Here is a 26,691-nt window from a genome sequence, read left to right as displayed (position 1 = left end):
CGTCAGAGCCCGAGCTGCGCGGCAGCGGCGGCGGCGTCGACCGGGATGGTGACCGGCGCCGGCGCGCCGGAGATGGCCCACTCCGGGTCCTTGAGGCCGTTGCCGGTGACCGTGCAGACCACCCGCTGGCCGGGCTCCAGGCCGCCGGCCTCGGCGACCTGCAGCAGGCCGGCGACCGAGGCGGCCGAGGCGGGCTCCACGAACACGGCCTCGCTGCGGGCCAGCAGCCGGTACGCGGCCAGGATCGCCCGGTCGGTGACCGCGTCGATCCGGCCACCGGAGTCGTCGCGGGCGGTGAGCGCCTTGGTCCAGGACGCCGGGTTGCCGATCCGGATCGCGGTGGCGATGGTGCTGGGCTGCTCGACGACCGCGCCGGTGACGATCGGCGCCGCACCGGCGGCCTGGAAGCCCCACATCCGCGGGGTGCGGGTGGCCGGACCGTCGGCGGCGTACTCGCGGTAGCCCTGCCAGTAGGCGGTGATGTTGCCGGCGTTGCCGACCGGCAGGCAGTGCACGTCGGGGGCGTCGCCGAGGACGTCGACGATCTCGAACGAGGCGGTCTTCTGCCCCTCGATCCGGTACTGGTTGACGCTGTTGACCAGGCTCACCGGGTAGTCGATGGCCAGCTTGCTGGCCAGCGCCAGGCAGTCGTCGAAGTTGCCCTCGACCTGCAGCAGCTTCGCCCCGTGCACCAGCGCCTGGGCGAGCTTGCCGGTGGCGATCTTGCCCTGCGGCACCAGCACGGCGCACACCAGCCCGGCCCGCGCGGCGTAGGCGGCCGCGCTCGCGCTCGTGTTGCCGGTGGAGGCGCAGATGACCGCCTTGGCGCCCTCCTCCAGCGCCTTGGTGATCGCCATGGTCATTCCGCGGTCCTTGAACGACCCGGTCGGGTTGGCGCCCTCGACCTTCAGCCACACCTCGCAGCCGGTGCGCCGGGAGAGCTCCGCGGCGTGCACCAGCGGGGTCGCCCCCTCCTGCAGGGTCACCACCGGCGTGGCCGGGCTCACCGGCAGCCGGTGCCGGTAGGCCTCGATCAGGCCGGGCCAGTACGGCGAGACCGCGCCGCGCAGGCCGGTCGGCAGCTCCGTGCTCATGACAGCCTCACCCGTCCACTCCCGCGGATCGCCCCGCTCACAGTCCCTCCACCCGCAGCACGCTGGTCACGCCCCGGACGGCCGACATGCCCCGCAGCCGGGTCACCGTCGCCGCCAGCGCGGAGTCCGGCGCCCGGTGGGTGACGATCACCAGCGTGGCGGCGTCGCCGTGCCCGTCCTGGCGGACGGTGGCGATGCTGACGCCGTGCGCGGCGAACTCCTGCGCCACGGTCGCCAGCACACCCGGCACGTCGGCCACGTCGAGGCTCACGTGGTAGCGGGTGGGGGTGTCGGCCATCGGCCGCACGGTGAGCCCGGCGTAGCCCGTCGTCCCCGGCCCGGCGGCACCGGCCAGCCGGTTGCGGGCCACGGCCACCAGGTCACCGAGCACGGCGCTGGCGGTCGGTTCCCCCCCGGCGCCCTGCCCGTAGAACATCAGCTCGCCGGCGGCCTCGGCCTCGACGAAGACGGCGTTGAAGGCGCCACCGACGGCGGCCAGCGGGTGGGTGGTCGGGATCATCGCCGGGTGCACGCGCACCGCGACCGCGTCGTCCGCGCCGTCGGCCCCGGGCACCCGCTCGCAGATGGCCAGCAGCTTCACGGTGCAGCCGATCTCGGCGGCGCGGGCCACGTCGGTGGCCGAGACCGCGGAGATGCCCTCGCGGTGCACGTCGCCGGCGGTGACCGGGGAGTGGAAGGCCAGCGAGGCCAGGATCGCGGCCTTGGCGGCGGCGTCGAACCCGTCGACGTCGGCGGTCGGGTCGGCCTCGGCGTACCCGGCCTCGGTCGCCTCGGCCAGCGCCTCGCCGAACCCCGCGCCGGTCTCGGCCATCCGGGACAGGATGTAGTTCGTCGTCCCGTTGACGATGCCGACGACCCGGCGCAGCTGGTCGCCGGCGAGGGACTCGCGCAGCGGGCGCAGCAGCGGGATCGCCCCGGCGACGGCGGCCTCGTAGTAGAGGTCGACGCCGGCCTCGGCCGCGGCGGCGTGCAGCGCGACGCCGTCCTCGGCCAGCAGCGCCTTGTTGGCGCTGACCACGGACTTGCCGGCACCGATGGCCGCCAGGACCAGCGTCCGCGCCGGCTCGATCCCACCGATCACCTCGACCACCAGGTCGACGTCGGGGCGGGTGACCAGGCCCTCGGCGTCGGTGGTCAGCAGGTCGGCCGGCACCTCGGGGTGCCGGTCGGGACGGCGGACGGCGACGCCGGCCACCTCGACCCGGCGGCCGATCCGGGCGGCGAGGTCGTCGGACTGCTCGGACAGCAGCCGCAGCACGGCCCCGCCGACGGTGCCGCAGCCCAGCAGGGCCACCTTGAGGGAGTCACTCACGACTGGGCTCCAGCGGGGTGCTCGGGGGCCGGCTGGTCGATCGCCGGGCTCGGGGCGGGCAGGTCGGCCAGGACGGCGTCCAGGGCGAACACGTCCGACAGCGTCTGGCGCCGGACGATCTCGGTGGCGGCACCGTCGCGGACGGCGACCACCGGCGGCTTGAGCAGGTAGTTGTAGTTGCTCGCCATCGACCAGCAGTAGGCGCCGGTGGCCGCGACCGCGAGCAGGTCGCCGGGCTGGACGTCGGAGGGCAGCCACAGGTCGCGCACCAGCACGTCGCCGCTCTCGCAGTGCTTGCCCACCACCCGGCACAGCGCCGGCGGGGCGTCGGAGTCGCGGTTGGCCAGCACGCAGGTGTAGCTGGCGTCGTAGAGGGCGGTGCGGATGTTGTCGCTCATCCCGCCGTCGACGGAGACGTAGTTGCGCACCACGGGGGTGCCCGGTGCGCCGCTGGCGCCCAGCCGCACCGGCTTGATGGTGCCGATCTCGTACAGGGTCACGGTGCCCGGCCCGGCGATCGCCCGGCCCGGCTCGACGGCCAGCCGCGGCACCGGCAGCCCCAGCGCCGCGCACTCGGCGGCGATCACCGAGCGCAGCTTGGCCGCGACGTCCTCGGGGGTGACCGGGTCGTCCTCGGCGAGGTAGGCGATGCCGAAGCCACCGCCGAGGTTGAGCTCGCCGAGCACCTCACCGGTGGCCTGGTGCACCTGGCCCATCAGGCCGACCACCCGGTGCGCGGCGGCCTCGAAGCCGGCGGTGTCGAAGATCTGCGAGCCGATGTGGCTGTGCAGGCCGGCCAGGTGCAGCGCCGGCTCCCGGATCACCCGCACCGCCGCGGTCAGCGCGTCACCGGTGGCCAGCGAGAAGCCGAACTTCTGGTCCTCGTGCGCGGTGGCGATGAACTCGTGGGTGTGCGCCTCGATGCCCACGGTCGACCGGATCAGCACCGGCACCGGCGCGCCACCGGCGGCCACCCGGGCCTCGGCCAGCGGCACCAGCCGGTCGATCTCGTCGAAGGAGTCGAGCACGACGTGCCCGATCCCCACCTCGACGGCCAGCTGCAGCTCGACCAGCGACTTGTTGTTGCCGTGCAGCGCGATCCGCTCCGCCGGGAAGCCGGCGGCCAGCGCCACGGCCAGCTCGTTGCCGCTGCAGGCGTCCAGGTGCAGGCCGTCGTCGGCGATCCAGCGGGCCACCTGGCCGCAGAGGAAGGCCTTGGAGGCGTAGTGCACGTCGGCGCCGGTGAAGGCGGTGGCGAAGTCCGCGGCCCGGCCGCGGAAGTCGTCCTCGTCCAGCACGAACAGCGGGGTGCCGTGCGCGCGGGCCAGGTCGGTCACCCGGCGTCCGCCCAGCTCGAGCTCGCCGTCGACCCGGCGGGCCGACCGCGGCCAGACCAGCGGGTCGAGTGCGCCCAGCTCGGCCGGCGCCGGCCCGGCGGCCGGAGGCGGCGCGATGTTGCCGTGCAGCGGACCCGCCGGGTGGGCCCTCACATCCGCTCCGGTGCGCTGACCCCGAGCACGGCCAGGCCGTTGCGCAGCACGGTGGCGGTGGCCGCGCACAGCCACAGCCGGGAGGTGGTCAGCGGGGTGGCCTCCTCGTCGGCGCGCGGCAGCACCCGGCAGGTGTCGTAGAACCGGTGGTACGTGCCGGCCAGCTCCTCCAGGTAGCGGGCCACCCGGTGCGGGGCGCGCAGCTCCGCGGCGGAGGCGACCACCCGCGGGAACTCGCCCAGCGCGGTGAGCAGGTCGCCCTCCCGCGGGTGCTCCAGCAGGCCGGCCTGCACGTCGCCGGTCTCGCCCAGCGGCAGGCCGAGGTCGGCGGCGTTGCGCAGCACCGAGGAGATCCGGGCGTGCGCGTACTGCACGTAGAAGACCGGGTTGTCGTTGGTCTGCCGGCTCCACAGGTCGAGGTCCAGGTCGATCTGCTGGTCGACGGAGGCCCGGGCCAGCGCGTACCGGGCGGCGTCGGCACCGACCGCGGCGACCAGGTCCTCCAGCAGGACGACGGTGCCGGCCCGCTTGCTCATCCGCAGCGGCTCGCCGTCCCGGACCAGGTTGACCAGCTGGCCGATCAGGATCTCCAGGTTGGTGTCCGGGTCGTCGCCGAGTGCGGCGACCAGCGCCTTGTACCGGCCGATGTAGCCGTGGTGGTCGGCGCCGAGCATGATCACGACCTTGTCGAAGCCGCGCTCGCGCTTGTCCAGGTAGTAGGCGCAGTCGGCGGCGAAGTAGGTCGTCTCACCGTCGCCCTTGACCAGCACCCGGTCCTTGTCGTCACCGAAGGTGGTCGTCCGCAGCCAGACGGCACCGTCGGCCTCGAACACGTGCCCCTGCTCCCGCAGCCGGGCGATCGCCTTCTCCAGCGCGCCCGTCTCGTGCAGCGTGCGCTCGGAGAAGTAGACGTCGAAGACGACGCCGAAGTCGGCCAGCGTCCGCTTGATCTCGGCGAACATCAGGTCGACCCCGAGCACCCGGAACCGCTCCTGCTGCTCGGCCTCGGGCAGCTCCAGCACGCCGGGCTCGGCGGTGACGACCTGGGCGGCGATCTCCCCGATGTAGTCGCCGGCGTAGCCGTCCTCGGGGACCGGGCGGCCGTGGGCGGCGGCCAGCAGGCTGAGGGCGAACCGGTCGATCTGCGCGCCGGCGTCGTTGAAGTAGTACTCCCGGGTGACCTGCGCCCCGCTGGCGGTCAGCAGCCGGCCGAGCGCGTCACCGACCGCGGCCCACCGGGTGCCGCCGATGTGCACCGGCCCCGTGGGGTTGGCCGAGACGAACTCCAGGTTGAGCCGCTGGCCGGCGAGCACGTCGGTGCGTCCGTAGGCCTCCCCCGCGGCGACCACCCGGACGGCGATCTGCCCCAGCGCGTCCTTGGCCAGGGTGATGTTCAGGAACCCCGGGCCGGCCACGTCGACCGACGCGACCCCGTCGTGGTCGCGCAGCTGCCCGGCGAGCACCTCGGCGACCTCCCGGGGCGGGCGGCCGGCGGTCTTGGCCAGCCGGAGCGCCACGTTGGTGGCGTAGTCACCGTGCTCCGGGTTGCGCGGGCGCTCGATCACGACGTCCTCCGGGACGGCGACGGCGAGGTCACCGCGCTCCACGGCCGCCGCGACAGCGGACCGGACGACGTCACTGAGCTGCTCGGGTGTCACCGCTCGATCGTACGGAGCGGGGCATCCCCGTTCCGAGCTGCCCGGTCGCCGTCCCACAGGGTGAGCACGGCGACACCCGCAGCGCCACTCGACGGCCGGGTCCGCACAGGCCGGCGACCTACACTCGCTCGCGCCGTACGGGACCGGCCCGGCACGGACCAGCGGCGCACCGATCACCGGGCGGCCGCGAGCGACGGACAGCAACGAGGAGCGGCAGTGGCCAAGGACCCCCAGCCCGAGAACGGCCGCGGAGCAGGCGGCGCGTCCCGCGGAGGGTCCGGCTCCAGCCGCTCCGGTGGCGTGCCCGGCAAGGGCGCCGGCGGCCGCAGCACGTCCGCCCGCGCCACCGGCCCGCAGGGCAAGGGGCGCACCCGCCCGCCGGCCAACGTGGTCACCCAGCAGAAGCCGTGGGGCCTGATCGCCGCGGCGGTCGCGGTCGCGGTCTTCGCCGCGGCCGTGCTCACCTACGCCGTCCTGCAGGTGAACGAGTCCAACGCCAACCGGGTCACCAGCATCGACCAGCTCGCCGACCTGCAGTCCTACGAGTACGCGGCCGGCCAGGAGCACGTCACCACCGACGTCGACTACACCGAGTCCCCGCCGGTCGGTGGGCCGCACGACGGCGAGTGGGCCGACTGCACCGGCACGGTCTACGACGTGGACATCCGGCACGAGAACGCGGTGCACAGCCTGGAGCACGGGGCGACCTGGATCACCTACGACCCGGAGGCGATCAGCGACACCGACCTCAGCACCCTCGAGGAGCTGGTCGACGGCCGCTCGGGGCTCATGCTCTCGCCCTACGCCGGGCTCGGCTCGACGATCAGCCTGCAGTCGTGGAACCACCAGCTGTCGGTCGACTCGGCCACCGACGAGCGGGTGGAACAGTACGTCGACTTCATGACGTTCAACTCGGAGATCGAGAACGCCTACCCCGAGATCGGGGCCAGCTGCGAGAACCCGCTGTTCATCAGCGACCCGATCGTGGAGGGCGACCCCAGCCGGGGCACCGACGCGATGGTCACCGACGCCCCGACCACCACGTCGCCGGCCGCCGAGGACACCAGCACCCCCTGACCTCCAGCGCCCCGTGACCCCGGCCGCGGTCCGCCACCCGAGCACCGAGGAGCCATGACCGACCCCGCCGCCACCCCGTCCCCCGCCCCCCGGCAGCGCAGCTGGACGACCGCCGTCCTGGTGACGGTGATCGCGCTGGGCATGCTGGTGGCCGGTGGCGGGCTGGCGGTGGCACTGGGCATCGGCCGCACCGCCGAGCCCACCAGCGACTCGGTGGACGCCGGCTTCTCCCGGGACATGTCCCGGCACCACCTGCAGGCGGTGGAGATGGCCAACCTGGCGCTCACCCGCAGCGAGGACGCCGAGGTGGGGCAACTGGCCTTCGACATCTCCGCCACCCAGACGAACCAGGCGGGCCGGATGCAGGGCTGGCTGTCGCTGTGGGGCCTGCCGGCCACCGGCGGGGGGACGATGGCGTGGATGACCGGGGACGGGATGACCGGGGACGGGATGACCGGGGACGGGATGAGCGGGCACGACATGTCCGGGCACGGGTCCGGCGGTGCGGTGATGCCCGGGATGGCGACCGAGGCCGAGCTCGCCGAGCTGCGGTCGCTGTCGGGCACGCCCTTCGACGTGCTGTTCCTCCAGCTGATGATCCGGCACCACCAGGGCGGGTTCGAGATGGCCCAGCAGGGTGCCGAGCGGGCTGAGGTCGACGCCGTTCGCCGCCTGGCCCGGTCGATCGCGGAGACCCAGGCGGCCGAGACGACCACGATGGCGACGATGCTGCGCGCCCGTGGCGGCGAGCCGCTGCCGGCTCCGTGACCGGCGGCGCCGCGGTGGGCGGGCCCGCTGCCGGAGCCGCCCGCGCCGACTGGTAACGTGCTGACGGCGCCGAGGGAGACCAGGCGCCGGCAACACCGCATCACAGCAACACCGCATCACAGCAACACCGCGGAACGAGCCCCCGTAGCTCAGGGGATAGAGCACTGCCCTCCGGAGGCAGGGGCGCAGGTTCGAATCCTGCCGGGGGCACACCAGCCCAGCTCGCACCGCACTCCCCCGCCCGCCCAGGCCTCGGCCCGGGCGGGCGGTGTCGTCTCCCGGTCAGCTCTCCTGCACCCGCCCACCGGCCACCGCGAACCGCCGGGTGGTGCGCACCGCCTCGAGCATCCGGCGGTCGTGGGTGACCAGCAGCAGGGTGCCGGCGTAGTCGGCCAGCGCCTGCTCCAGCTGCTCGATCGCCGGCAGGTCGAGGTGGTTGGTCGGCTCGTCGAGCACCAGGACGTTCACGCCGCGGGCCTGCAGCAACGCCAGCGCCGCCCGGGTGCGCTCCCCCGGCGAGAGCGTGCCGGCCGGCCGGACGACGTGGTCGGCGCGCAGGCCGAACTTGGCCAGCAGGGTCCGCACGTCCGCGTCGGGGAGGTCGGGCACCTCGGCGCCGAACGCGGCCGCCAGCGGCTCGTCGCCGACGAAGAGCCCGCGCACCTGGTCGACCTCGCCCAGCCGCACGCCCGAGCCCAGCGACGCCGTGCCCTCGTCCAGCGGCAGCCGGCCCAGCAGCGCGTCCAGCAGCGTGCTCTTGCCCGAGCCGTTGGCCCCGGTGATCGCCACCCGGTCACCCCAGTCGACCTGCAGGTCGACCGGCCCCAGGGTGAAGGCACCCCGGTGGACCACCGCCCCGCGGAGCGTGGCGACCACGGCACCGGCCCGCGGGGCGGCGGCGATCTCCATCCGCAGCTCCCACTCCTTGCGCGGCTCCTCGACCACCTCCAGCCGCTCGATCCGCCGCTCGGTCTGCCTGGCCTTGGCCGCCTGCTTCTCCGAGGAGGACCGGTTGGCGGCCTTGACGTGCTTGTCGCCGTCCTTGGACCGCTTGATCGAGTCGCGCACGCCCTTGGCCATCCAGTTGCGCTGCATCTGGCCGCGCGCCTCCAGCGACGCCTTCGTGTCGGCGTACTCCTCGTACTGCTCGCGCGCGTGCCGGCGGGCCACCTCCCGCTCGGTCAGGTAGGCCTCGTAGCCGCCGTCGTGCACCCGCACGAGCTGCTGGGCGAGGTCGAGCTCGACCACCCGGGTGACGGTGCGGGCCAGGAACTCCCGGTCGTGGCTGACCAGCACGACCCCGGTGCGCAGGTCGGTGACGAAGCGCTCCAGCTGCTCCAGGCCGGCCAGGTCCAGGTCGTTGGTGGGCTCGTCGAGCAGCAGGACGTCGTACCGGGACAGCATCAGCGACGCCAGCCCGACCCGGGCGGCCTGCCCACCGGAGAGGCCGACGGTGAGGGCGTCCAGCGCGACCCCCGGGGCGACCGAGGCGACCACCGCCTCGGCCCGCTCGGCCAGGTCGGCGCCGCCGAGGGCCAGCCAGCGCTCGAGGGCGTCGCCGTAGCGGTCGTCGGCGCCGGGGGCCCCAGCGGTCAGCCCCTCGGTGGCCTCCTCCATCGCCTGCTCGGCGGCGGCCACCCCGGTGCGGCGGGCCAGCAGGTCCAGCACGGTCTCCCCGGGCCGGCGGTCGGTCTCCTGCGGGAGGTGGCCGACGGTCGCCGACGGCGGGCTGAGCGTGATCTCACCGGACTCGGCGGGCAGGACGCCGGCCAGCGTCCGCAGCAGGGTCGACTTGCCCGCGCCGTTCACCCCGACCAGGCCGACCACGTCGCCGGGGGCGACGACGAGGTCGAGGTCGGTGAACAGGACCCGGGCGCCGTGACCGGCGGCCAGTCCACGGGCGAGCAGCGTGGCGGACACCCGCTCATGGTCCCGATCACCGCCGGCGCGGTGCACCCGGGTGCCCCGGGTGGGTTCAGGACCCGGCGTCGCCGGCTGCCGGGTCGTCGCCGAGCACGTCGTCGGCGATCTCGTCGAGCAGCTCCTCGAACGCGGTCACCCCGGGCGCGGTGCCCTCCTCGGCGCTGCGGCGGCGGACCAGCCAGGGCTGCAGGTGGTCGTAGCCGCGCACCGAGACCCGGCGCAGCGGCCGCACCCGGTAGTCGCGCACCCCGCGCAGCTGGCGGGCGAGCTCGTGGTCGACCAGCACGGTGGAGGGCCGGGCCAGGGAGGTCAGCCGGCTGGCCAGGTTCACCACCGGCGAGTAGACGTCGCCGAGCCGGGTGAGCACGGTGCCGAACGCGGCGCCGACCCGCAGCGGCGGCCGGTCGGCCGCGGCCCACTCCTCGGGCAGGCGCAGCGCGATCTCCACCGCCGCGATCGGCTCCTCGCTGGTGAACAGCACCCCGTCGCCCACGGTCTTGACCACCCGGCCGCGGAGCCGGGCGATCACGTCGGCGGCCGTGCCCTCGAAGTCCTCGACCATCGCGCCCAGCTCGCGCCCGCCCATCCCCCGGCTGCGCGAGGTGTAGCCGACCAGGTCGGCGAAGCCCACCGCCAGCTCCCGCCGGTCGACCGCGCCCGGGGCGGTCAGGAAGAGCCGGCCGGCGTTCGCCGCGAGGTGGCGGCGCCACACGTAGTCCTGCAGCTCGCGCATCAACGGCAGCAGCTGCTCGGTGGAGCGGACGACCTCGGCCTCCACGTCGGGGCGGGCGTCCTCCCCTTCCGCGGCCGCCGCGACCAGCGCGGCCAGCATGTCGGTCTGCCAGTCCGCCAGCCGGGACAGCGACTGCCCCATCGCCCGGGCGATCGACGCCTCCGCACCGGGAGCGACGAAGCCGGAGTCGATCAGCGCCGACAGCCGGGCGAGGGCGGTGATGTCGGCGTCGGTGAACGCCGGGTCGTCCTCGGGCACGTCGGCGAAGCCCAGCGCCCGCCACAGCCGCTGGGTGCGCTCGGCCGGCACGCCGGCCAGCTCGGCGACCTGGTGCCGGGTGTAGCGCCGCGGCCCCTCGAGGAGCAGTCGCTCGAGGGACTCGCGGGGATCGGGGCCGCCGGTGGGAGGACCGGGCCGGTCGTGCGGCAGGGGTCAGCCCGTCGTCTGCGGGAGGACGGCGACCGGCCGCGGGGCGCGGGCACCGGGCGACCCCGACCCCGGGCGGACCGGCGACCGGTCCTCGGGCGAGCTGGCGGGCACGGGACCTCCTCGCGGGCGCTCGCCGGCACCGGCCGCGCCGCTGCCGTGTCGGTCCGGTGGCCGAGCGGCTGGCTCGCCCACCGGCGCGGAACCTACCGAAGGACGCGGGCCGGCCGTGTGCCGGGGGTCACGCCCGGGGGCTCGCCGGGGCACGGAGAGTGCTGGCCGCGGGCCCCCCGGGTGCGCTTGGATGGCCGCGGTGCCGGACCCGCCGGCGGGACGAGGGGGACGAGATCAGCAGCGCCAGAACGGCCGCCGTCGAACCCGTCCGGGTCGACGTCGACGGCCTCACCAAGACCTTCGGCAAGGTGCGCGCGGTCGACGACCTGAGCTTCACCGTCGAGCCGGGGCAGGTGACCGGCTTCCTCGGGCCCAACGGCGCGGGCAAGACCACGACCCTGCGCATGGCCCTGGGCCTGATCACGCCCGACACCGGCACCGCGACGTTCAACGGCGTCCGGTACGCCGGGCTGCCCGCCCCGATGCGCCAGGTCGGCGCGGTGCTGGAGACCGCCTTCCACCCGGCGCGCAGCGGCCGGGACCACCTGCGGGTCTACTGCCGGGCCACCGGCCTGCCGGTCGGCCGCGCCGACGAGGTGCTCGACCAGGTCGGGCTCGGCCCGGCCGGGCGGCGCCGCGCCGGCGGCTACTCCCTGGGCATGCGCCAGCGCCTGGGGCTGGCCACGGCCCTGCTGGGCGACCCGTCCGTGCTGGTGCTCGACGAACCGGCCAACGGGCTGGACCCCGAGGGCATCCAGTGGCTGCGCGGGTTCCTCCGCCACCTGGCCCACGACCAGGGCCGCACCGTGCTGGTCTCCAGCCACCTGCTGTCCGAGGTCGAGCAGACCGCCGACCGGGTGGTCATCGTCGGCGCCGGCCGGCTGGTCCGCCAGGGGTCGCTGGCCGAGCTGCGGGCCGGCAGCGCCGGCAGCGTGCTGGTCCGCAGCCCGCAGGTCGCCACGCTGGCCGACCTGCTCCGCGCCGACGGGACGACGGTCGAGCGCACCGACGGGGCCCCGGACGGGGTGACGGTCAGCGGGCTGACCACCGACGAGGTGGGCCGGCGGGCGTTCGCCGCGGGGATCGAGCTGCACGAGCTCCGGTCGCACACCAGCGGCCTGGAAGAGGTCTACTTCCGGCTCACCACCGGCCAGGAGCAGTACGCCGCCCGCACCGAGCAGGGAGCAGCCTGATGGGCACCGTCCTCATCCGGCTGGTCCGCGCCGAGTGGGCCAAGCTGTTCAGCACCCGGGTCTGGATCGGCCTGCTGGTCGGCGGCTGCGTGCTGTCCGGGGCGTTCGCGGCGCTGTTCACCGCCTTCGCCGGCAACCCCGACAGCGGGCTGCCGCCGCTGGACTCCCCCGAGTACGGGCAGCTGGCCTTCTCCCTCGCCACCAACGCGACGGTCATCTCCGTCGTCCTGGGCATCATCGGGATCACCCAGGAGTACCGGCACCGGACCGCCACGCCCACCTTCCTCGCCACGCCCCAGCGCGGCCGGGTGGTGGTCGCCAAGCTGCTGGCCTACGCGCTGGCCGGGGTCGGGTTCGCGGTGGTCGTGTGCGCGGTCACCACCGCCGTCGTGCTGGTCTACGGCAACGCACGGGGCGACGCACCCGACCTGACCGGCGACAACCTCCGGGTGCTCGCCTTCGCCGGGCTCGCGCTGGTCATCTACACGGTGATCGGCGTCGGGCTGGGCGCCCTGCTGAAGAACCAGGTCGGGGCGATCGTCGCCGCACTGGTCTACCTGTTCGTCGTCGAACCGCTGCTGCGCAGCATCCCGGCGACCGCCGGGGCCTACAAGTGGCTGCCCGGCGGCGCGCTGGAGGCGATGACGGCCACCTTCCAGGGCCCGGACCTGCTCGAGCAGTGGCAGGGTGCGCTGCTGCTGCTCGGCTACGGGCTGGCGGCCGCTTTCCTCGGCACGCTGCTGGCGGTCCGGCGGGACGTGGTCTGACGACCCGCCGCACCCGCCGGCGGTCCACGGCAGCGATCCCACGGACCGGCCGGTGCCGGATCTGCGTCCTCCCACCAGGCCTCCCAGCCGCCCGGTGACCTGGGACACGTGCGCCACCCCACCGAGCGCCGACCCCGCCCGACGGCGCGGGCGTAGAGTCGGCACCCGGTCCAACGACGTCCCTCGACGAAGAAGGCACTCGACCCCGTGTCAAGCGTGAGCTCATCCCAGCCGTCCGCCTCCAACAGCAACCCGGTGGCCGGCTTCGGCACCAACGAGTGGCTGGTCGAGGAGATGTACCAGCAGTACCTCGCCGATCCACGCAGCGTGGACCAGGCCTGGCACGACTTCTTCGCCGACTACCGCCCGGGCAGCCCGGTCGCCGACGGTCAGGACCGCGACACGCCGTCCACCCCGGCGCCGTCCCCTGCCGCGCCCCCGGCTCCGTCCCCGGCTCCGGCTCCGAGCGCGGCCACCCCGGCCGCGACCTCCTACGCCTCCCCGGCCCCCGCCCGCGAGGTGACCCCGCCGGCCGGCGGGGAGGACGCGCCGACGGCGGCAGCGCCGCAGCAGCCGGCGCCGAAGGCCGACCGCCCAGCGCCGGACACCACCGCCCCCGCTCCCTCCCGAGCCACCCCCGTCGACGCCCGATCGGAGGGCACCGTGGTCAACCGCGCAGCAGAGCGCGCCTCCCAGCAGCAGCCGGCCGCCCCGGCCAAGCCGGCTCCCAAGCCGGCCGCCGCCCGCCCGGCCAACGAGGACGGCGGTCCCACGCGCTCCCCGCTGCGCGGTGCCGCCGCCAGCGTGGTCAAGAACATGACCGCGTCGCTGACCGTGCCGACCGCGACCAGCGTGCGTGCGGTGCCGGCCAAGCTCCTGGTCGACAACCGCATCGTCATCAACAACCACCTGGCCCGCGCCCGCGGCGGCAAGGTCTCCTTCACCCACCTCATCGGCTACGCGCTGGTCCGCGCGCTGGACGACTTCCCGAACATGAACGCGGCCTTCGCCGAGGTCGACGGGAAGCCGACGCACGTCCAGCCCGAGCACCTGAACTTCGGCCTGGCCATCGACCTGCCCAAGGCCGACGGCTCCCGGTCGCTGGTGGTCGCCTCGATCAAGGCCGCCGAGGAGATGGACTTCGCCGCCTTCTGGGGCGCCTACGAGGACATCATCCGGCGGGCCCGCGGCGGCAAGCTGACGATGGACGACTTCTCCGGCACCACGATCAGCCTGACCAACCCGGGCACCATCGGCACCAACCACTCGGTGCCGCGGCTGACCACCAACCAGGGCACGATCGTCGGCGTCGGCGCGATGGACTACCCGGCCGAGTTCCAGGGGATGAGCCCCGAGGCGCTGGCCGAGATGGCCGTCTCGAAGATCATCACGCTGACGTCGACCTACGACCACCGGATCATCCAGGGCGCGGAGTCCGGCGACTTCCTGCGCCGGATGCACCAGCTCCTGCTGGGCCAGGACGGGTTCTACGACGAGGTCTTCCGCTCGCTGCGGGTGCCCTACGAGCCGGTGCGCTGGGTCCCGGACAAGCGGGTCAGCCACGAGGGCCAGATCGACAAGAACGCCCGCGTCATCGAGGTCATCGAGGCCTACCGGCGCAACGGCCACCTGATGGCCGACACCGACCCGCTCGAGTTCAAGGTCCGCACCCACCCCGACCTGGACATCGTCCAGCACGGGCTGACCCTGTGGGACCTCGACCGGCAGTTCCCGGTCGGCGGCTTCGCGGGCGAGCGCACGATGCTGCTGCGCGACATCCTCGGCGTGCTGCGCAACTCCTACTGCCGCACCGTCGGCATCGAGTACATGCACATCACCGACCCCGAGGAGCGCAAGTGGCTCCAGGAGCGGATCGAGGTCAAGCACGACCAGCCGACCCGCGACAAGCAGAAGCGGGTGCTGAACCGGCTCAACGCCGCCGAGGCGTTCGAGACCTTCCTGCAGACCAAGTACGTCGGCCAGAAGCGGTTCAGCCTCGAGGGCGGCGAGTCGGTCATCCCGCTGCTGGACGAGGTGCTCACCTCCTCCACCGAGCACGGCCTGGACGAGGTCGCGATCGGCATGGCCCACCGCGGCCGGCTCAACGTGCTGGCCAACGTGCTCGGGAAGAGCTACTCGAAGATCTTCGGGGAGTTCGAGGGCAACATCGACCCGGGCACCGTCCAGGGCTCCGGTGACGTGAAGTACCACCTGGGCGCCGAGGGCAGCTTCGAGCACGGCGGCCGGTCCATCTCGGTCTCGCTGGCCAGCAACCCCAGCCACCTGGAGACGGTCAACCCCGTCCTGGAGGGCATCGTCCGGGCCAAGCAGGACATGATCGACAAGGGCGAGGGCGGCTTCACCGTCCTGCCGGTCCTGCTGCACGGCGACGCGGCGTTCGCCGGCCAGGGCGTGGTCCAGGAGACGCTCAACCTCTCGCAGCTGCGCGGCTACCGCACCGGCGGCACCGTGCACGTGGTCATCAACAACCAGGTCGGCTTCACCACCAGCCCGGCGCAGTCGCGGTCGACGCTGTACTCCACGGACGTGGCGCGGATGATCGGCGCCCCGGTCTTCCACGTGAACGGCGACGACCCCGAGGCGTGTGTCCGGATGGCCAAGCTGGCGGTCGACTACCGCCAGGAGTTCCAGAAGGACGTCGTCATCGACCTGGTGTGCTACCGCCGCCGGGGCCACAACGAGGGCGACGACCCGTCGATGACCCAGCCGCTGATGTACGACATCATCGACCGCAAGCGCTCGGTCCGGAAGCTGTACACCGAGGCGCTGGTCGGCCGGGGGGACATCACCCTGGCCGAGGCCGAGGAGGCGCTGAAGGACTACCGCGGGCAGCTGGAGCGGGCCTTCGCCGAGACCCACGACGCCCGCGACGCCTCGGCCCCCGAGCCGGTGATGGACCCCCGCTCGCCGCAGGAGGCGACCGTGGACACCGCCATCACCCCCGAGGTGCTCAAGACCGTCGGCGACGCGCACGTCTCGCTGCCCACCGACTTCACCGTGCACCCCAAGCTGCAGCGGATGCTGGAGCGGCGGGCCGCGATGGCCAGCGAGGGCGGCATCGACTGGGCGATGGGCGAGCTGCTGGCCTTCGGCTCGCTGCTCATGCAGGGCGTCCCGGTGCGGCTCGCCGGCCAGGACTCCCGCCGCGGCACGTTCGTCCAGCGGCACTCGGTGCTCATCGACCGGGAGACGGCCAGCGAGTACACCCCGCTGCTGAACCTCACCGAGGACCAGGCGAAGTTCTTCGTCTACGACTCGCTGCTCAGCGAGTACGCCGCGCTCGGTTTCGAGTACGGCTACTCGGTGGCCAACCCCAAGGCCCTGGTGCTCTGGGAGGCCCAGTTCGGCGACTTCGTCGACGGCGCGCAGATGGTCATCGACGAGTTCATCAGCTCCGGTGAGGCCAAGTGGGGTCAGCGCTCGGGCGTGGTCCTGCTGCTGCCGCACGGCCTGGAGGGCCAGGGCCCGGACCACTCCAGCGGCCGGATCGAGCGCTTCCTGCAGCTGTCCGCCGAGAACAACATGACGGTGGCCAACTGCTCGACGCCGGCGAACTACTTCCACCTGCTCCGCCGGCAGGCGCTTTCGGAGGTGCACCGCCCGCTGGTGGTGTTCACCCCCAAGTCCCTGCTGCGCGCCAAGGTCGCGGTCAGCCCGGTCACCGACTTCACCGAGCAGCGGTTCCGCCCGGTGCTGCCCGACCCGGGCGTCGGCGGTCGGCAGCTGGACGGCCAGGCCGTCCGCCGGGTGCTGCTGTGCAGCGGCAAGGTCGGCTACGAGCTGTTCGCCCAGCGGGAGTCCCAGGGCACCACCGACACCGCGGTGCTGCGGGTCGAGCAGCTCTACCCGCTGCCGGCCGAGGAGATCGCCGAGGCGCTGGCCGAGTACCCGAACGCGACCGACGTCGTGTGGGTCCAGGAGGAGCCGGCGAACATGGGTGCCTGGCAGTTCATGGCCTGCAACCTGCCCGAGCGGCTGCCCAGCGGGCGCACCCTGCGCCGGGTGTCCCGCAAGGCGTCGGCCAGCCCGGCCGTCGGCTCGGCGAAGGTGCACGAGGTCGAGCAGCGGCAGCTGGTCGCCCAGGCCTTCGCCGACTGAGGCAGCGGGCAGGCACGTCGATGTACTTCACCGACCGCGGTCTCGAGGAGCTGGCCGGCCGGCGGGGCGAGGAAGAGGTGACCCTCGCCTGGCTGGCCGACCAGCTGCAGGCCTTCGTCGACCAGCACCCCGACTTCGAGGTGCCGATCGAACGGCTGGCCACCTGGCTGGCCCGGGGCGGCACGGACGACGACGACGAGGACTGAGGAAGGCCACCCCTTCCCACCACACCTCGCACGCTCGGCGCGGGCGCCTGAAGGGCGGCCGTTCCCGCCTTGCTGAGCGCGCCTCCGGCGGTTCGGGCGGGCGCGGCGGCACGCTGGGTGGGTGCTCGGTCACTCGCACGCCCTCTCCGGCCTGGCCGCCGGCGCCGCCACGCTGCCCTGGGCGCCGGTGGACGGCGCGGTGGCCCAGGTCGCCTGGGTGTCCGCGGTCGGCGGGTTCGCGATGCTGCCCGACCTCGACCAACAGGGTTCGACGATCTCCCGGATGTGGGGGCCGCTGACCGATGCCCCCTCGGGGGTGGTCAACGTGATCGCGCGCGGCCACCGGTGGGGCACCCACGACGCCGTCCTGGCCCCTGTCGTGTTCGGCCTGATCGCCTGCGCAGCCGCCTGGCAGCGCTGGTCCAGCCTGCTGGTGCTGGCGCTGGCCATCGGCCTCGCGCTGCGGGCCCTGCACTTCGTCATCCCCGGCCGGGCCGAGAACACCGTCATCGGCAACCTGGTGCTGTCCTGGGGTGGCGCCTGGCTGCTGCTGGACCACAGCCCGAGCCCTGCCTGGCTGCCGCTCGCCGTCGCCGCCGGCGTGCTCACCCACATCGCCGGTGACTGGCTGACCCGGGAGGGCGTGCCGGTGCCGGTCTTCTGGCTGGTCCGCCGCAGCCGGCTGGCGCCGGTGCACCTGCGCACCGGCGCGGTCGTGGAGAAGGCGGTGCTCGTCCCGCTCTTCGCCCTGGCGACCGTGGTGCTGCTCTACCGCAACACCGGCGCCCGGGACCTGGTCGACCCGCTGTTCGCCCAGCTGGGCTGAAGGGCCCGCCCCGGCGGCCGGTCAGGGTGGTGGCGCGGGCAGCCGTCCTGGCCGCGGCCGCAGCCGGGCCACCACCCGGCCCAGCACCACCGCCGTCCCGAACGCCCGGGAGTCGTCGGTCACCAGCGGGTTGTCGCCCTCGACCCAGTGGCCCCCGGCCGTGGCGTGCCGCACCCGCTTGACCACCAGCAGCTCCGGCCGGGACGGGAAGCGGGCGAGCACCACCTCACCGGGGCGCACCACCGCCCCGGGCCGCAGCCGGCGGACGAGCAGCCGGTCGCCGTGCCGCACCGTGGGCGACATCGAGGGCCCGCTGACCCGGGCCAGCACCCAGCGGGTCGCCAGCCCGGGGACGTCGTCCGGGCCACGACTGCTCGACGTGTTCGCGCTGATCACCGCGGGTAGGGTCGCAGAAGATCCATCCCCACGAACCCGGAGGCACCCCCATGCGTCTGTTCCGCATGTTCTCCGCCGTGGAGGCCACCGCACACTGCGACCTCCCCTGCGGCGTCTACGACCCGGCCCAGGCCCGCATCGAGGCCGAGTCGGTCAAGGCCATCCAGGAGAAGTACCAGAGCAACGAGGACCCGGTCTACCGAACCCGGGCGATCATGATCAAGGAGCAGCGGGCCGACCTGGTCAAGCACCACCTGTGGGTGCTGTGGACCGACTACTTCAAGCCCCCGCACTTCGAGAAGTACCCGCAGCTGCACGAGCTGTTCAACAAGGCGACCAAGCAGGCCGGCGCCGCCGGCGGCAAGGGCAGCATGGACCCGGCCGAGGGTCAGAAGCTGCTCGACTACATCGCGGAGATCGACAAGATCTTCTGGGAGACCAAGGCCGCTGCCTGACGAAGGACCCGCTGTTGCCACCGCTCGCGGCGGCAGCAGCGGGGCTCGACTGCCGGGTCGCCCTCCGGGGTGGCCCGGCAGTGTCGTACCTGTCGCCCAGGTCCCGGTGGCAGCAGTCCACCATGACCCGGGAGACCCGCACGTGAGCCCCCGATTCGACCTCCGTGCACTGCTCGAGCGCGTGGAGGCAGCAGCCCCCGTCGACGCCGTCGCCGCGGTCGCGGACTCCCTCGCCGAGCTCACCGGGGCGATGGAGGTCTCCTTCCTGATCGCCGACTTCAGCGGGCACGCGCTGGTCCGGCTGAGCACCTCGACGCGCACGCCGGCCGGCACCAGGGTGCGCGGAGCAGAGTCGGCGGAGACGCTGCCGCTGGAGGGCACCGAGCACGCCGAGGTGCTGCGCACCCAGCGGGCCGCCGTCTCGGTGACCGAGCGCGGGGTGTGCATGATCGTCCCGGTCACCGACCGCGGCGACGCGATGGGCGTGCTGGAGCTGGTGCTCCCCGAGCCACCCGATGCGCAGGTGCAGGCCGACGTCCGCGCCGCCGGGCACGCACTGGCCTACGTGGTCATCGCCAACCGCCGGCACACCGACCTGTTCGAGTGGGGCCAGCGGACGACGCCGTTCTCCCTGGCCGCGGAGATCCAGCGGCGCCTGCTGCCGCCGGCGTTCACCTGCGAGGCCGGCCAGTTCACCCTCGCCGGGTGGCTGGAGCCGGCCGCCACCGTCGGCGGCGACACCTTCGACTACGCCCTGGACCGCAGCTCGCTGCAGCTGTCGATCACCGACGCCGTCGGCCACGAGGTCGGGGCCGCCCTGCTGGCCACCCTGCTGGTCGGCAGCCTGCGCAACGAGCGCCGGCGCGGGCTCGACCTGGCCGGGCAGACCCGCACCGCCAACGACGCGCTGGTCGCCCACGCCGCTCCCGGTCAGTTCGTCACCGGTCAGGTGCTGCGGGTCGACCTCGACGCCGAACGCGCGCAGATCGTCAACGCCGGCCACCCCTTCCCGTTGCGGCTGCGCGACGGCGTGGTCGAGGAGGTCGAGCTCGCCATCGACCTGCCCTTCGGCGTGGAGCAGGGCACGGAGTACCGGGTGCAGGAGTTCCCGGTGCGCCCCGGCGACCGGATCGTCTTCGTCACCGACGGGATGCAGGAGCGCAACGCCGCCGCGCTGGACGTCGCCGCAGCCCTGGCCGGCACGGCCGCCCTGCACCCTCGCGAGGTCGTGCACGCCCTCGGCGCCGCGGTGATGCGGGCCACCGGGGGCGTGCTGCGGGACGACGCGACGGTGCTGTGCCTGGACTGGTACGGCGGCCCGCAGCGCCGGCGGGACAGCTCCGGCGGCGCCAGCGGGCACCTCGCCTCCAGCTGATCCCCGCCGCCGGCTGCCCGCGCCAGGAGGGCCGGGTGGCGGCCTCCCGGTAACCTCGGTCTGCGATGCGCATCGACCGGGCCGGGTGGCCCTTCCTCGCCGTTCCGCTGGGCCTGTCAGCGGCGGTCTCCGCCATGGGCCGGGTCACCGGCCGGCGGTGGGCCCGGCTCGTGGCGTGGCCGTTCCTGGCCCTGTCCGGCTACATGGCGGTGTTCTTCCGCGACCCGCAGCGGCAGTGCGACTCGGTGCCCCCGGCCGACACGGACGTGGTCTCCCCCGCCGACGGCGTGGTGATGGTGGCCGGTGAGCCGCAGCCCGGCGTCGCGCCCGAGGGCGACTGGCAGCAGGTGAGCGTGTTCCTCTCCGTGGTCGACGTGCACGTCAACCGCGCTCCGTACCGCGGCGAGATCACCTCCTCCACGTACCGGCCAGGGAGCTTCCTGGCCGCCTACCGGGCGGAGAGCGCGCACCGCAACGAGCGCAGCGAGCTGTGGGTCCGCGACGGCGACCGCACGGTGGTGTTCCGGCAGATCGTCGGGGTGCTCGCCCGGCGGATCGTGACCCGGGTGGTGCCCGGTGACCGGGTCACCACGGGCCAGCGGATCGGCCTGATGAAGTTCGGCTCCCGGATGGACGTGTTCGTGCCGCCGGAGTGCACGGTCCTGGTCAGCAAGGGGCAGCGGGTGCGGGGCGGCGAGACCGTCATCGCCCGCTGGCCCGGGTCCAGCTGAGGAGCCGACGGATGCCAGGCAGGCGCACCACCACCGTCGAGTTCGTCCGGGGATCGGTGCGGGGCGGACGGCGGCGGGCCCGCTCGTGGCTGCCCAGCCTGTTCACCCTCGCCAACATGATGTGCGGCTTCGCCGCGATCCTGGTCGCCTTCCGCGGTGAGTACCGGCTGGCCTGCCTGCTGATCGCGCTGTCGGTCGTGTTCGACATCGCCGACGGCGCGGTGGCCCGGCTGGTGGGGGCGGTGTCGCCGTTCGGGCTGCAGTTCGACTCGCTGGCCGACCTGGTGTCCTTCGGGCTCGCACCGTCGCTGCTGGCCTTCGCCCTGTTCTCCGACGGCCGCGACCAGCTCGACCCGCTGGGCTGGGTGGCCTGCTTCCTGTGGGTGGCCTGCGCGGCGATCCGGCTGGCCCGCTTCAACACCACGATCGACCCGACGGCGGACAAGCGGTGGTTCACCGGGCTGCCCAGCCCTGGTGCAGCCGGCGTGGTGCTGGCCAGCGTCTTCGCCTTCGCCGACCAGATGCAGGGCCGGGACCGGGTCTGGGTGCTGCTGGTGGTCGTCGTCCCCGGGCTGCTCATGATCAGCAACGTGCGGTACCGGTCGTTCCGGTCGCTGGTGAGCCCCAAGAGCGGCAAGCCCTACGGCCTGGTCGTCACCGTGCTGCTGGTGGTCGTCGGGCTGCTGACCGTGCCGACGGTGACCTGCTGCGTGGTCGCCTACAGCTACCTGGTGTCGCCGTTGGTCATGCCGGTGCTCACCCCCCTCGGCCGGCTCGTCCCGGCCCGGGTGAAGGAGGTGCTGTCGTGACCGTGCGCCGGGTGCGGCCGGACGACGTCCCCACCGTGCTGGGGCTGGTCCGCGAGCTGGCCGCCTACGAGCAGGCCGAGCACGAGGCGCAGATGACCGCCGACCAGCTGCACGAGGCGCTCTTCGGTGCCACGCCGGCGCTGTTCGGCCACGTGGCCCAGACCCCGGACGGCGAGGTCGCCGGGTTCGCGCTGTGGTTCCTCAACTTCTCCACCTGGCGCGGCACGCACGGCATCTACCTGGAGGACCTCTTCGTCTCCCCCGCGCACCGGGGCACCGGCCTGGGCCGGGAACTGCTGCGCACGCTGGCCCAGGAGTGCGTCGACCGCGGGTGGTCCCGGCTGGAGTGGACGGTGCTGGACTGGAACACGCCCTCGATCGAGTTCTACCGGGCGGCCGGGGCCGTGCCGATGGACGAGTGGACGGTGCACCGCCTGACCGGCGACGCGCTCACCTCCTTCGCCGCCGACGTCCGCGCCGCCCGCTGACCCCGGGACCGGCATGATCGGCACGGCTACAGCGCGGCAGACGCCGTGCCGATGCAGCAGGAGCCGGCCCACCGCTGGACCGGCCACGACCCGGCGGGCATGGTGCCCCACCCGAGCGACAGGAGAGACGGCGTGACGACCGAGCGCGGCGAGTCCCAGTGCTGGCTGACCGACATGGACGGCGTGCTGGTGCACGAGGGGCACGCCCTGCCCGGGGCCGCCGACTTCCTGGCCCGGCTGGTGGAGCGGCAGCGCCGCTTCCTGGTCCTGACCAACAACTCGATCTTCACCCCGCGGGACCTCTCCGCCCGGCTGGCCCGCAGCGGGCTGGAGGTGCCCGAGGAGGCGATCTGGACCTCGGCGCTGGCGACGGCCGACTTCCTGTCCCAGCAGCTGCCCGGCGGTTCGGCCTACGTGATCGGTGAGGCCGGCCTGACCACCGCGCTGTACGAAGCCGGTTACACGCTGACCGACACCTCCCCCGACTACGTGGTGCTCGGGGAGACCCGCACGTACTCCTTCGAGGCGATCACCCGGGCCATCCGGCTGGTCGGCGCCGGTGCCCGGTTCATCGCCACCAACCCCGACGTCACCGGCCCCTCCCCCGAGGGTCCGCTGCCGGCCACCGGCTCGGTGGCCGCGATGATCACCAAGGCCACCGGCGCGGAGCCCTACTTCGTCGGCAAGCCCAACCCGATGATGTTCCGCAGCGCGATGAACCGGATCGAGGCCCACTCGGAGTCGACGACGATGATCGGCGACCGGATGGACACCGACGTCGTCGCCGGCATCGAGGCCGGGCTGGACACCGTGCTGGTGCTCACCGGGTCGACCCGCGCCGAGGACGTCAGCCGCTTCCCCTTCCGGCCCAGCCGGATCCTGCCGTCGATCGCCGACGTCATCGAACTGGTCTGATCGAGGACCCCGTCCTCCTCGTCCCTCGCACGCTCGGGACGCGCCTCTGGACGGGGCCGTCGGCGCGGGCTCCGGAGAGGGGCCGGAGAGCGGGGTCCTTCTTCAGCGCTCGAAGAAGGCGAGCCGCGCCTCGAAGGTGGCCAGCAGGTAGAGCTCGACGGCCACCAGCGCCAGCACCGGCACACCGATCAGCGGCTGGCCGGCCTGGAACGCCGTCGTGTAGCCGAAGACCCCCAGCAGCAGCTGCAGCGCCACCACGGGGCCGCGGGCCCAGCCGGACACCCGCCACAGGCCCACGGCCGCACCGGTGAGCAGCGCTGCGCCCAGCCCGACGTAGACCACCTCGGCCAGCGCCCGGCCCACGCTGTCCGGGTCGCCGGTCACGGTGAGCACGAGGAGCACCCCGGCCAGGACGGCGAGGGCGGCGGCCTCCACGGCGACCACCAGCGCGGCCCGGCGGACCGCGGCCGGCGCCGGCTCGCGGACCCGTTCGGGGCGTGGCGCGGCAGGTCGGGCGGCGCCGCCGAGCAGCCCCTCCGCGCGGGGTCGACGACGACCGGGAGCGTCCTCCTGCTGGCCTGGCACGGCGCCGAGGTTACGCCGGGGGGCTCCAGCGGGACGTGCTGCGCCACCCACCGGGCGGCGCTGGTTATGTTGGTCGGCATGCGTGGGCTGCTGGTGGCGAACCCGGCGGCCACGACCACCACCCGCAAGGTGCGTGACGTGCTGGTCCGCGCGCTCTCCAGCGAGCTGAAGCTGGACGTCGCCGAGACCGAGCGCCGCGGTCACGCCCGCGACCTCGCCGCCCAGGCCGCCGCCGACGGGGTCGACGTGGTGGTGACCCTCGGCGGCGACGGGACGGTCAACGAGGCGGCGAACGGGCTGCTGCAGCACGGGCCCGGCCCGGGCGTGCCCGCGCTCGCCGTCGTCCCCGGTGGCTCGACCAACGTGTTCTCCCGGGCCCTGGGCCGCAGTCGCGACCCGGTCGAGGCGACCGGCGAGATCATGGACTCCCTGCGCGTCGGCCGCACCCGGCTGGTGTCGCTGGGCACCGTCAGCGCGCGCACCGGCGACGCCGAGGACTGGACCGCACCCCGCTGGTTCGTCTTCGCCGCCGGCATGGGCTTCGACGCCGACGTCATCTCCCGGGTGGAGGCGCAACGCGCCCGCGGACGACGGTCGACCGGCGCGCTGTACGTGCGCGCCGGCGTGAACGCGTTCCTGCTCGGCCGGGACCGGCGGCGGCCGCCGATGACCCTCCAGCTGCCCGGGGAGCCCCCGGTGGACGGGCTGTTCCTGGCGCTGGTGTCGAACGTCAGCCCGTGGAGCTACCTGGGGGCCCGGCCGATCGTGCCGAGCCCGGAGGCGTCGTTCGACACCGGGCTGGACGTCTTCGCGATGGGCCGGGTCGGGGTGCCCCGGATGCTGCACCACCTGCGGCAGACCATGTCGGCCCGGCCCGACGCCCGGGGCCGCGGGGTGCACCGTTGGCACGACCTCGGTGAGCTGACCCTGACCGCCGCCCGGCCCCAGGGCTGGCAGGTGGACGGCGACCACCTGGGCACCGCCACCGCACTGCGGGTGCGCTCGGTCCCCGAGGCGCTCCGCGTCGTCGTGTGACGAGGGCGCTCGGGCTCGTCGGCTGGCGACGCCGCGCGTCGTCCTGTGACGCACCAGGCGGGCCGGCACCCCGCTGGGTGATGCGGGGTCCGCGCGCCTCGGGTAGGAACGAGTGGCGGGGGCACCGCGGGCGTGGTGAGGTTGCTCACGAGCCCCGCTGAACGCCCGGCGAACTGCTTGACAGTGCGTCGTCTCGTGAAACCATCACAAGCAAGCAACCTGCTGGTAACAAGCAGGCGGTCGCCGTACGTCGCGCTGATCAACAAGCGCACTCACCTACGGGAACGGTCCACGGACCGCCGACCGACCCAGACGAGATCGAGGAGTACACCGCCATGGACTGGCGCCACCGCGCGCTCTGCCGGGACGAGGACCCGGAGCTCTTCTTCCCGATCGGGACGACGGGCCCCGCGGTCGTTCAGATCGAGCAGGCCAAGGCTGTGTGCCGCCGGTGCCCGGTCGTCGAGTCCTGCCTGGACTGGGCACTGAGCTCCGGTCAGGACTCCGGTGTGTGGGGTGGCCTCTCCGAGGACGAGCGCCGCGCCCTCAAGCGCCGCACCGCGCGCACCCGGGTCCGCACCGCCTGACGAAGGACCCCGCTGCCCCCCAACGCTCGCAAGCTCGCGTCGGGGCCCTGCAGCGGGGCCGTACAGCAAGAGCCGCTCCCTCAGGGAGCGGCTCTTGCTGTCTCAGCGGCGAGGGCGGCCGGCGCCGGGGAGGCTGAGGACGGCCTCGGTGCCCGGGCCGCCACCGGCCGGCGGGCCCATCTCCAGCGTCCCGTGCAGCTCGCTGGTCACCAGCGTGCGGACGATCTGCAGGCCCAGCCCGGTGCTCGCCGCCGGGTCGAAGTCCGGGGGGAGCCCGCGGCCGTCGTCCCGCACGCGGACGACGAGGTCGTCGCCGTCCCGCGCGGCGTGCAGCACGATGCTGCCGGGCTCCCCGTCGGGGAAGGCGTGCTCGGCGGCGTTGTGCAGCAGCTCGGTCACCGCCATCACCAGCGGCGTCGCGGCGGCGGCCGGCAGCTCGCCGAACGCGCCGTCGCGGGTGAACCGGGCCGGTCGGCCGACCGCCGTCACGTCGCCGAGCATGGGCAGCACCTGGTCCAGCACGTCGTCGACCTCGACGACGTCCTCCCGGCTGCCGGCCAGCGTCTCGTGCACCACGGCGATCGAGGCGACCCGCCGCACCGACTCCTCCAGCGCCGCCCGCGCGGCCGGCTCGGTCATCCGCCGGGCCTGCAGCCGCAGCAGGGCGGCGACGGTCTGCAGGTTGTTCTTCACCCGGTGGTGGATCTCCCGGATGGTCGCGTCCTTGGTCATCAGCGCGCGGTCCCGGCGCCGGACGTCGGTGACGTCCCGGACCAGCACCAGCGCACCCTCCTCACCACCGGGCGTCTGCAGCGGCAGGGCCCGGACCAGCATGGTGGCCGCGTCGTTCTCCACGTCCATCGGCTCCGGGAAGCGGCCGGCGACCGCGGCGTCGATGCTGGCCGCGACCGCCTCGCCGGACACCCGGTCGGCGGAGACCCCGCGGGTCACCTCGGCCAGCGGCGAGCCGACCACGTCGCCGGTCACGCCCATCCGCCGGTAGGCCGACAGCGCGTTGGGGCTGGCGTACACGGCGGTGCCGGAGGAGTCCAGCCGGACCAGCCCGTCGCCGACCCGGGGGCTCATCTCGGCGTCGTCCAGCATCCGGGGCGGGAAGGTGCCGGAGGCGACCATCAGCGACAGGTCGGCGGCGATGTCGAGGTAGGTGAGCTCGAGCGTGGACGGCGAGCGGGTCGCCGCCAGGTTGGTGTCCTTGGCCAGGACGGCGACCACCACGCCGTCGTGCCGCACCGGGATGACCTCGCGCCGCAGCGGCGCGGCGCCGGACCAGTCCGGCTCCCCCTCGGTGATCGGGCGGCCCTCCCGCTGCGCCTGCAGGAACGGCTCGACGTCGGCGCCGGTGACCTCGCTGCCGATCAGGTCGTCGGGCTGGCTGGTGGGGGCGGTCAGCGGGCGCACCTGAGCGACGCACCACCAGGCGCCGCTGCGCAGCGGCACCCACAGCGTCAGGTCGGCGAAGGAGAGGTCGGCCAGCAGCTGCCAGTCGGCGACCAGCCGGCGCGCGTGGTCGACCTGGGACGGGCTCGCCGAGCCCCGGGTGAGACGTTCGGACAGGCTGCTCATCGTG

24 protein-coding genes and 1 tRNA gene are annotated in these 26,691 nt (G+C 74.1%); 16 read left to right on the top strand and 9 right to left on the bottom strand.

Features of this window, described 5'->3' with window-relative positions; genetic code table 11:
- Nucleotides 1-2: 2 nt before the first annotated feature.
- From thrC to argS, 4 genes are read right to left on the bottom strand one after another with little or no spacing between them, the layout of a single operon-like run.
- Entirely contained in the window at nucleotides 3-1,094 is a 1,092-nt protein-coding gene (thrC, locus tag ACJTNH_RS04335; RefSeq protein ID WP_458173041.1) for a threonine synthase, read from the bottom strand.
- A 37-nt stretch (nucleotides 1,095-1,131) separates the two neighbouring features.
- Nucleotides 1,132-2,427, bottom strand: coding sequence for a homoserine dehydrogenase (locus ACJTNH_RS04330; protein WP_458173040.1), 1,296 nt, complete (start codon nucleotides 2,425-2,427; stop codon nucleotides 1,132-1,134).
- On the bottom strand, nucleotides 2,424-3,917 hold the full coding sequence (gene lysA, locus ACJTNH_RS04325; protein ID WP_458173039.1) for a diaminopimelate decarboxylase: 1,494 nt from the start codon (nucleotides 3,915-3,917) through the stop codon (nucleotides 2,424-2,426). The genes ACJTNH_RS04330 and lysA overlap by 4 nt, the downstream gene beginning before the upstream one ends.
- Nucleotides 3,914-5,575, bottom strand: a complete 1,662-nt coding sequence (gene argS, locus ACJTNH_RS04320; protein ID WP_458173038.1) for an arginine--tRNA ligase — start codon at nucleotides 5,573-5,575, stop codon at nucleotides 3,914-3,916. The genes lysA and argS overlap by 4 nt, the downstream gene beginning before the upstream one ends.
- Nucleotides 5,576-5,791: 216 nt before the next feature.
- Here argS and ACJTNH_RS04315 point away from each other — a divergent pair, with 216 nt between their 5' ends.
- From ACJTNH_RS04315 to ACJTNH_RS04305, 3 genes are all read left to right on the top strand, one after another.
- Entirely contained in the window at nucleotides 5,792-6,652 is an 861-nt protein-coding gene (locus ACJTNH_RS04315; protein WP_458173037.1) for a DUF3105 domain-containing protein, read from the top strand.
- A 54-nt stretch (nucleotides 6,653-6,706) separates the two neighbouring features.
- The gene (locus ACJTNH_RS04310; protein ID WP_458173036.1) at nucleotides 6,707-7,420 is read left to right on the top strand and encodes a DUF305 domain-containing protein; all 714 of its coding nucleotides are present in this window, start codon (nucleotides 6,707-6,709) and stop codon (nucleotides 7,418-7,420) included.
- Between the two features lie 138 nt (nucleotides 7,421-7,558).
- Nucleotides 7,559-7,630, top strand: a tRNA-Arg gene (locus ACJTNH_RS04305).
- A 72-nt stretch (nucleotides 7,631-7,702) separates the two neighbouring features.
- On the opposite strand, the gene ACJTNH_RS04300 is transcribed toward ACJTNH_RS04305, so the two are convergent.
- Entirely contained in the window at nucleotides 7,703-9,340 is a 1,638-nt protein-coding gene (locus ACJTNH_RS04300) for an ABC-F family ATP-binding cassette domain-containing protein (RefSeq protein WP_458173035.1), read from the bottom strand.
- Nucleotides 9,341-9,395: 55 nt separating this feature from the next.
- Nucleotides 9,396-10,385: an adenylate/guanylate cyclase domain-containing protein gene (locus ACJTNH_RS04295; protein ID WP_458173034.1), complete on the bottom strand. Its 990-nt coding sequence runs from the start codon at nucleotides 10,383-10,385 to the stop codon at nucleotides 9,396-9,398.
- 389 nt (nucleotides 10,386-10,774) lie between these two features.
- Between ACJTNH_RS04295 and ACJTNH_RS04290 the strand changes: the two genes are divergently transcribed.
- The 5 genes from ACJTNH_RS04290 (at nucleotide 10,775) to ACJTNH_RS04270 (ending at nucleotide 17,727) form a co-directional block, all read left to right on the top strand.
- Nucleotides 10,775-11,809, top strand: coding sequence for an ABC transporter ATP-binding protein (locus ACJTNH_RS04290; RefSeq protein ID WP_458173033.1), 1,035 nt, complete (start codon nucleotides 10,775-10,777; stop codon nucleotides 11,807-11,809).
- Nucleotides 11,809-12,576, top strand: coding sequence for an ABC transporter permease (locus ACJTNH_RS04285; protein ID WP_458173032.1), 768 nt, complete (start codon nucleotides 11,809-11,811; stop codon nucleotides 12,574-12,576). The genes ACJTNH_RS04290 and ACJTNH_RS04285 overlap by 1 nt, the downstream gene beginning before the upstream one ends.
- A 216-nt stretch (nucleotides 12,577-12,792) precedes the next feature.
- Nucleotides 12,793-16,695 (top strand): multifunctional oxoglutarate decarboxylase/oxoglutarate dehydrogenase thiamine pyrophosphate-binding subunit/dihydrolipoyllysine-residue succinyltransferase subunit, encoded by a 3,903-nt coding sequence (locus ACJTNH_RS04280; protein WP_458173031.1) that lies wholly within the window; start codon nucleotides 12,793-12,795, stop codon nucleotides 16,693-16,695.
- A 20-nt stretch (nucleotides 16,696-16,715) separates the two neighbouring features.
- Nucleotides 16,716-16,901 (top strand): DUF6104 family protein, encoded by a 186-nt coding sequence (locus tag ACJTNH_RS04275; protein ID WP_458173030.1) that lies wholly within the window; start codon nucleotides 16,716-16,718, stop codon nucleotides 16,899-16,901.
- A 121-nt stretch (nucleotides 16,902-17,022) separates the two neighbouring features.
- On the top strand, nucleotides 17,023-17,727 hold the full coding sequence (locus tag ACJTNH_RS04270; RefSeq protein WP_458173029.1) for a metal-dependent hydrolase: 705 nt from the start codon (nucleotides 17,023-17,025) through the stop codon (nucleotides 17,725-17,727).
- 21 nt (nucleotides 17,728-17,748) lie between these two features.
- Here the strand turns inward: ACJTNH_RS04270 and sodX are convergent, their stop codons facing one another.
- Nucleotides 17,749-18,123: a nickel-type superoxide dismutase maturation protease gene (gene sodX / locus ACJTNH_RS04265; protein WP_458173028.1), complete on the bottom strand. Its 375-nt coding sequence runs from the start codon at nucleotides 18,121-18,123 to the stop codon at nucleotides 17,749-17,751.
- Nucleotides 18,124-18,173: 50 nt separating this feature from the next.
- Here sodX and sodN point away from each other — a divergent pair, with 50 nt between their 5' ends.
- From sodN to ACJTNH_RS04235, 6 genes are all read left to right on the top strand, one after another.
- Entirely contained in the window at nucleotides 18,174-18,578 is a 405-nt protein-coding gene (sodN, locus tag ACJTNH_RS04260; protein ID WP_222194002.1) for a superoxide dismutase, Ni, read from the top strand.
- 142 nt (nucleotides 18,579-18,720) lie between these two features.
- Complete coding sequence (locus ACJTNH_RS04255) at nucleotides 18,721-19,953, top strand: PP2C family protein-serine/threonine phosphatase (protein WP_458173027.1); 1,233 nt, start codon at nucleotides 18,721-18,723, stop codon at nucleotides 19,951-19,953.
- A 65-nt stretch (nucleotides 19,954-20,018) separates the two neighbouring features.
- On the top strand, nucleotides 20,019-20,684 hold the full coding sequence (locus ACJTNH_RS04250; RefSeq protein ID WP_458173026.1) for a phosphatidylserine decarboxylase: 666 nt from the start codon (nucleotides 20,019-20,021) through the stop codon (nucleotides 20,682-20,684).
- An 11-nt stretch (nucleotides 20,685-20,695) separates the two neighbouring features.
- Nucleotides 20,696-21,493: a CDP-diacylglycerol--serine O-phosphatidyltransferase gene (pssA, locus tag ACJTNH_RS04245; RefSeq protein ID WP_458173025.1), complete on the top strand. Its 798-nt coding sequence runs from the start codon at nucleotides 20,696-20,698 to the stop codon at nucleotides 21,491-21,493.
- Nucleotides 21,490-21,981, top strand: a complete 492-nt coding sequence (locus ACJTNH_RS04240; RefSeq protein WP_458173024.1) for an N-acetyltransferase family protein — start codon at nucleotides 21,490-21,492, stop codon at nucleotides 21,979-21,981. The genes pssA and ACJTNH_RS04240 overlap by 4 nt, the downstream gene beginning before the upstream one ends.
- A gap of 132 nt (nucleotides 21,982-22,113) precedes the next feature.
- Nucleotides 22,114-22,896 (top strand): HAD-IIA family hydrolase, encoded by a 783-nt coding sequence (locus ACJTNH_RS04235; RefSeq protein WP_458173023.1) that lies wholly within the window; start codon nucleotides 22,114-22,116, stop codon nucleotides 22,894-22,896.
- Between the two features lie 102 nt (nucleotides 22,897-22,998).
- Here the strand turns inward: ACJTNH_RS04235 and ACJTNH_RS04230 are convergent, their stop codons facing one another.
- Entirely contained in the window at nucleotides 22,999-23,481 is a 483-nt protein-coding gene (locus ACJTNH_RS04230; RefSeq protein ID WP_458173022.1) for a hypothetical protein, read from the bottom strand.
- Nucleotides 23,482-23,559: 78 nt separating this feature from the next.
- Between ACJTNH_RS04230 and ACJTNH_RS04225 the strand changes: the two genes are divergently transcribed.
- Both ACJTNH_RS04225 and ACJTNH_RS04220 read left to right on the top strand, forming a co-directional pair.
- A complete protein-coding gene (locus ACJTNH_RS04225) occupies nucleotides 23,560-24,516 on the top strand; it encodes a diacylglycerol/lipid kinase family protein (RefSeq protein WP_458173021.1) in 957 nt (318 codons plus the stop codon).
- A 335-nt stretch (nucleotides 24,517-24,851) separates the two neighbouring features.
- A complete protein-coding gene (locus ACJTNH_RS04220; RefSeq protein WP_222194009.1) occupies nucleotides 24,852-25,103 on the top strand; it encodes a WhiB family transcriptional regulator in 252 nt (83 codons plus the stop codon).
- A 102-nt stretch (nucleotides 25,104-25,205) separates the two neighbouring features.
- Here the strand turns inward: ACJTNH_RS04220 and ACJTNH_RS04215 are convergent, their stop codons facing one another.
- Entirely contained in the window at nucleotides 25,206-26,687 is a 1,482-nt protein-coding gene (locus ACJTNH_RS04215; RefSeq protein ID WP_458173020.1) for a sensor histidine kinase, read from the bottom strand.
- Between the last annotated feature and the right edge of the window lie 4 nt (nucleotides 26,688-26,691).

The organism is Modestobacter lacusdianchii, from assembly GCF_054177765.1.
The sequence above is the reverse complement of the archived record's forward strand: the minus strand, read 5'-3'. Positions and strand labels throughout refer to the sequence as shown.

What these genes read in the sequence shown, in the direction of transcription:
- thrC (WP_458173041.1), bottom strand. Translation starts at nt 1,094, where the DNA reads ATGAGCACGGAGCTGCCGACCGGCCTGCGCGGCGCGGTCTCGCCGTAC.
- ACJTNH_RS04310 (WP_458173036.1), top strand. Translation starts at nt 6,707, where the DNA reads ATGACCGACCCCGCCGCCACCCCGTCCCCCGCCCCCCGGCAGCGCAGC.
- ACJTNH_RS04285 (WP_458173032.1), top strand. Translation starts at nt 11,809, where the DNA reads ATGGGCACCGTCCTCATCCGGCTGGTCCGCGCCGAGTGGGCCAAGCTG.
- ACJTNH_RS04275 (WP_458173030.1), top strand. Translation starts at nt 16,716, where the DNA reads ATGTACTTCACCGACCGCGGTCTCGAGGAGCTGGCCGGCCGGCGGGGC.
- sodN (WP_222194002.1), top strand. Translation starts at nt 18,174, where the DNA reads ATGCGTCTGTTCCGCATGTTCTCCGCCGTGGAGGCCACCGCACACTGC.
- ACJTNH_RS04250 (WP_458173026.1), top strand. Translation starts at nt 20,019, where the DNA reads ATGCGCATCGACCGGGCCGGGTGGCCCTTCCTCGCCGTTCCGCTGGGC.
- pssA (WP_458173025.1), top strand. Translation starts at nt 20,696, where the DNA reads ATGCCAGGCAGGCGCACCACCACCGTCGAGTTCGTCCGGGGATCGGTG.
- ACJTNH_RS04225 (WP_458173021.1), top strand. Translation starts at nt 23,560, where the DNA reads ATGCGTGGGCTGCTGGTGGCGAACCCGGCGGCCACGACCACCACCCGC.
- ACJTNH_RS04220 (WP_222194009.1), top strand. Translation starts at nt 24,852, where the DNA reads ATGGACTGGCGCCACCGCGCGCTCTGCCGGGACGAGGACCCGGAGCTC.
- ACJTNH_RS04215 (WP_458173020.1), bottom strand. Translation starts at nt 26,687, where the DNA reads ATGAGCAGCCTGTCCGAACGTCTCACCCGGGGCTCGGCGAGCCCGTCC.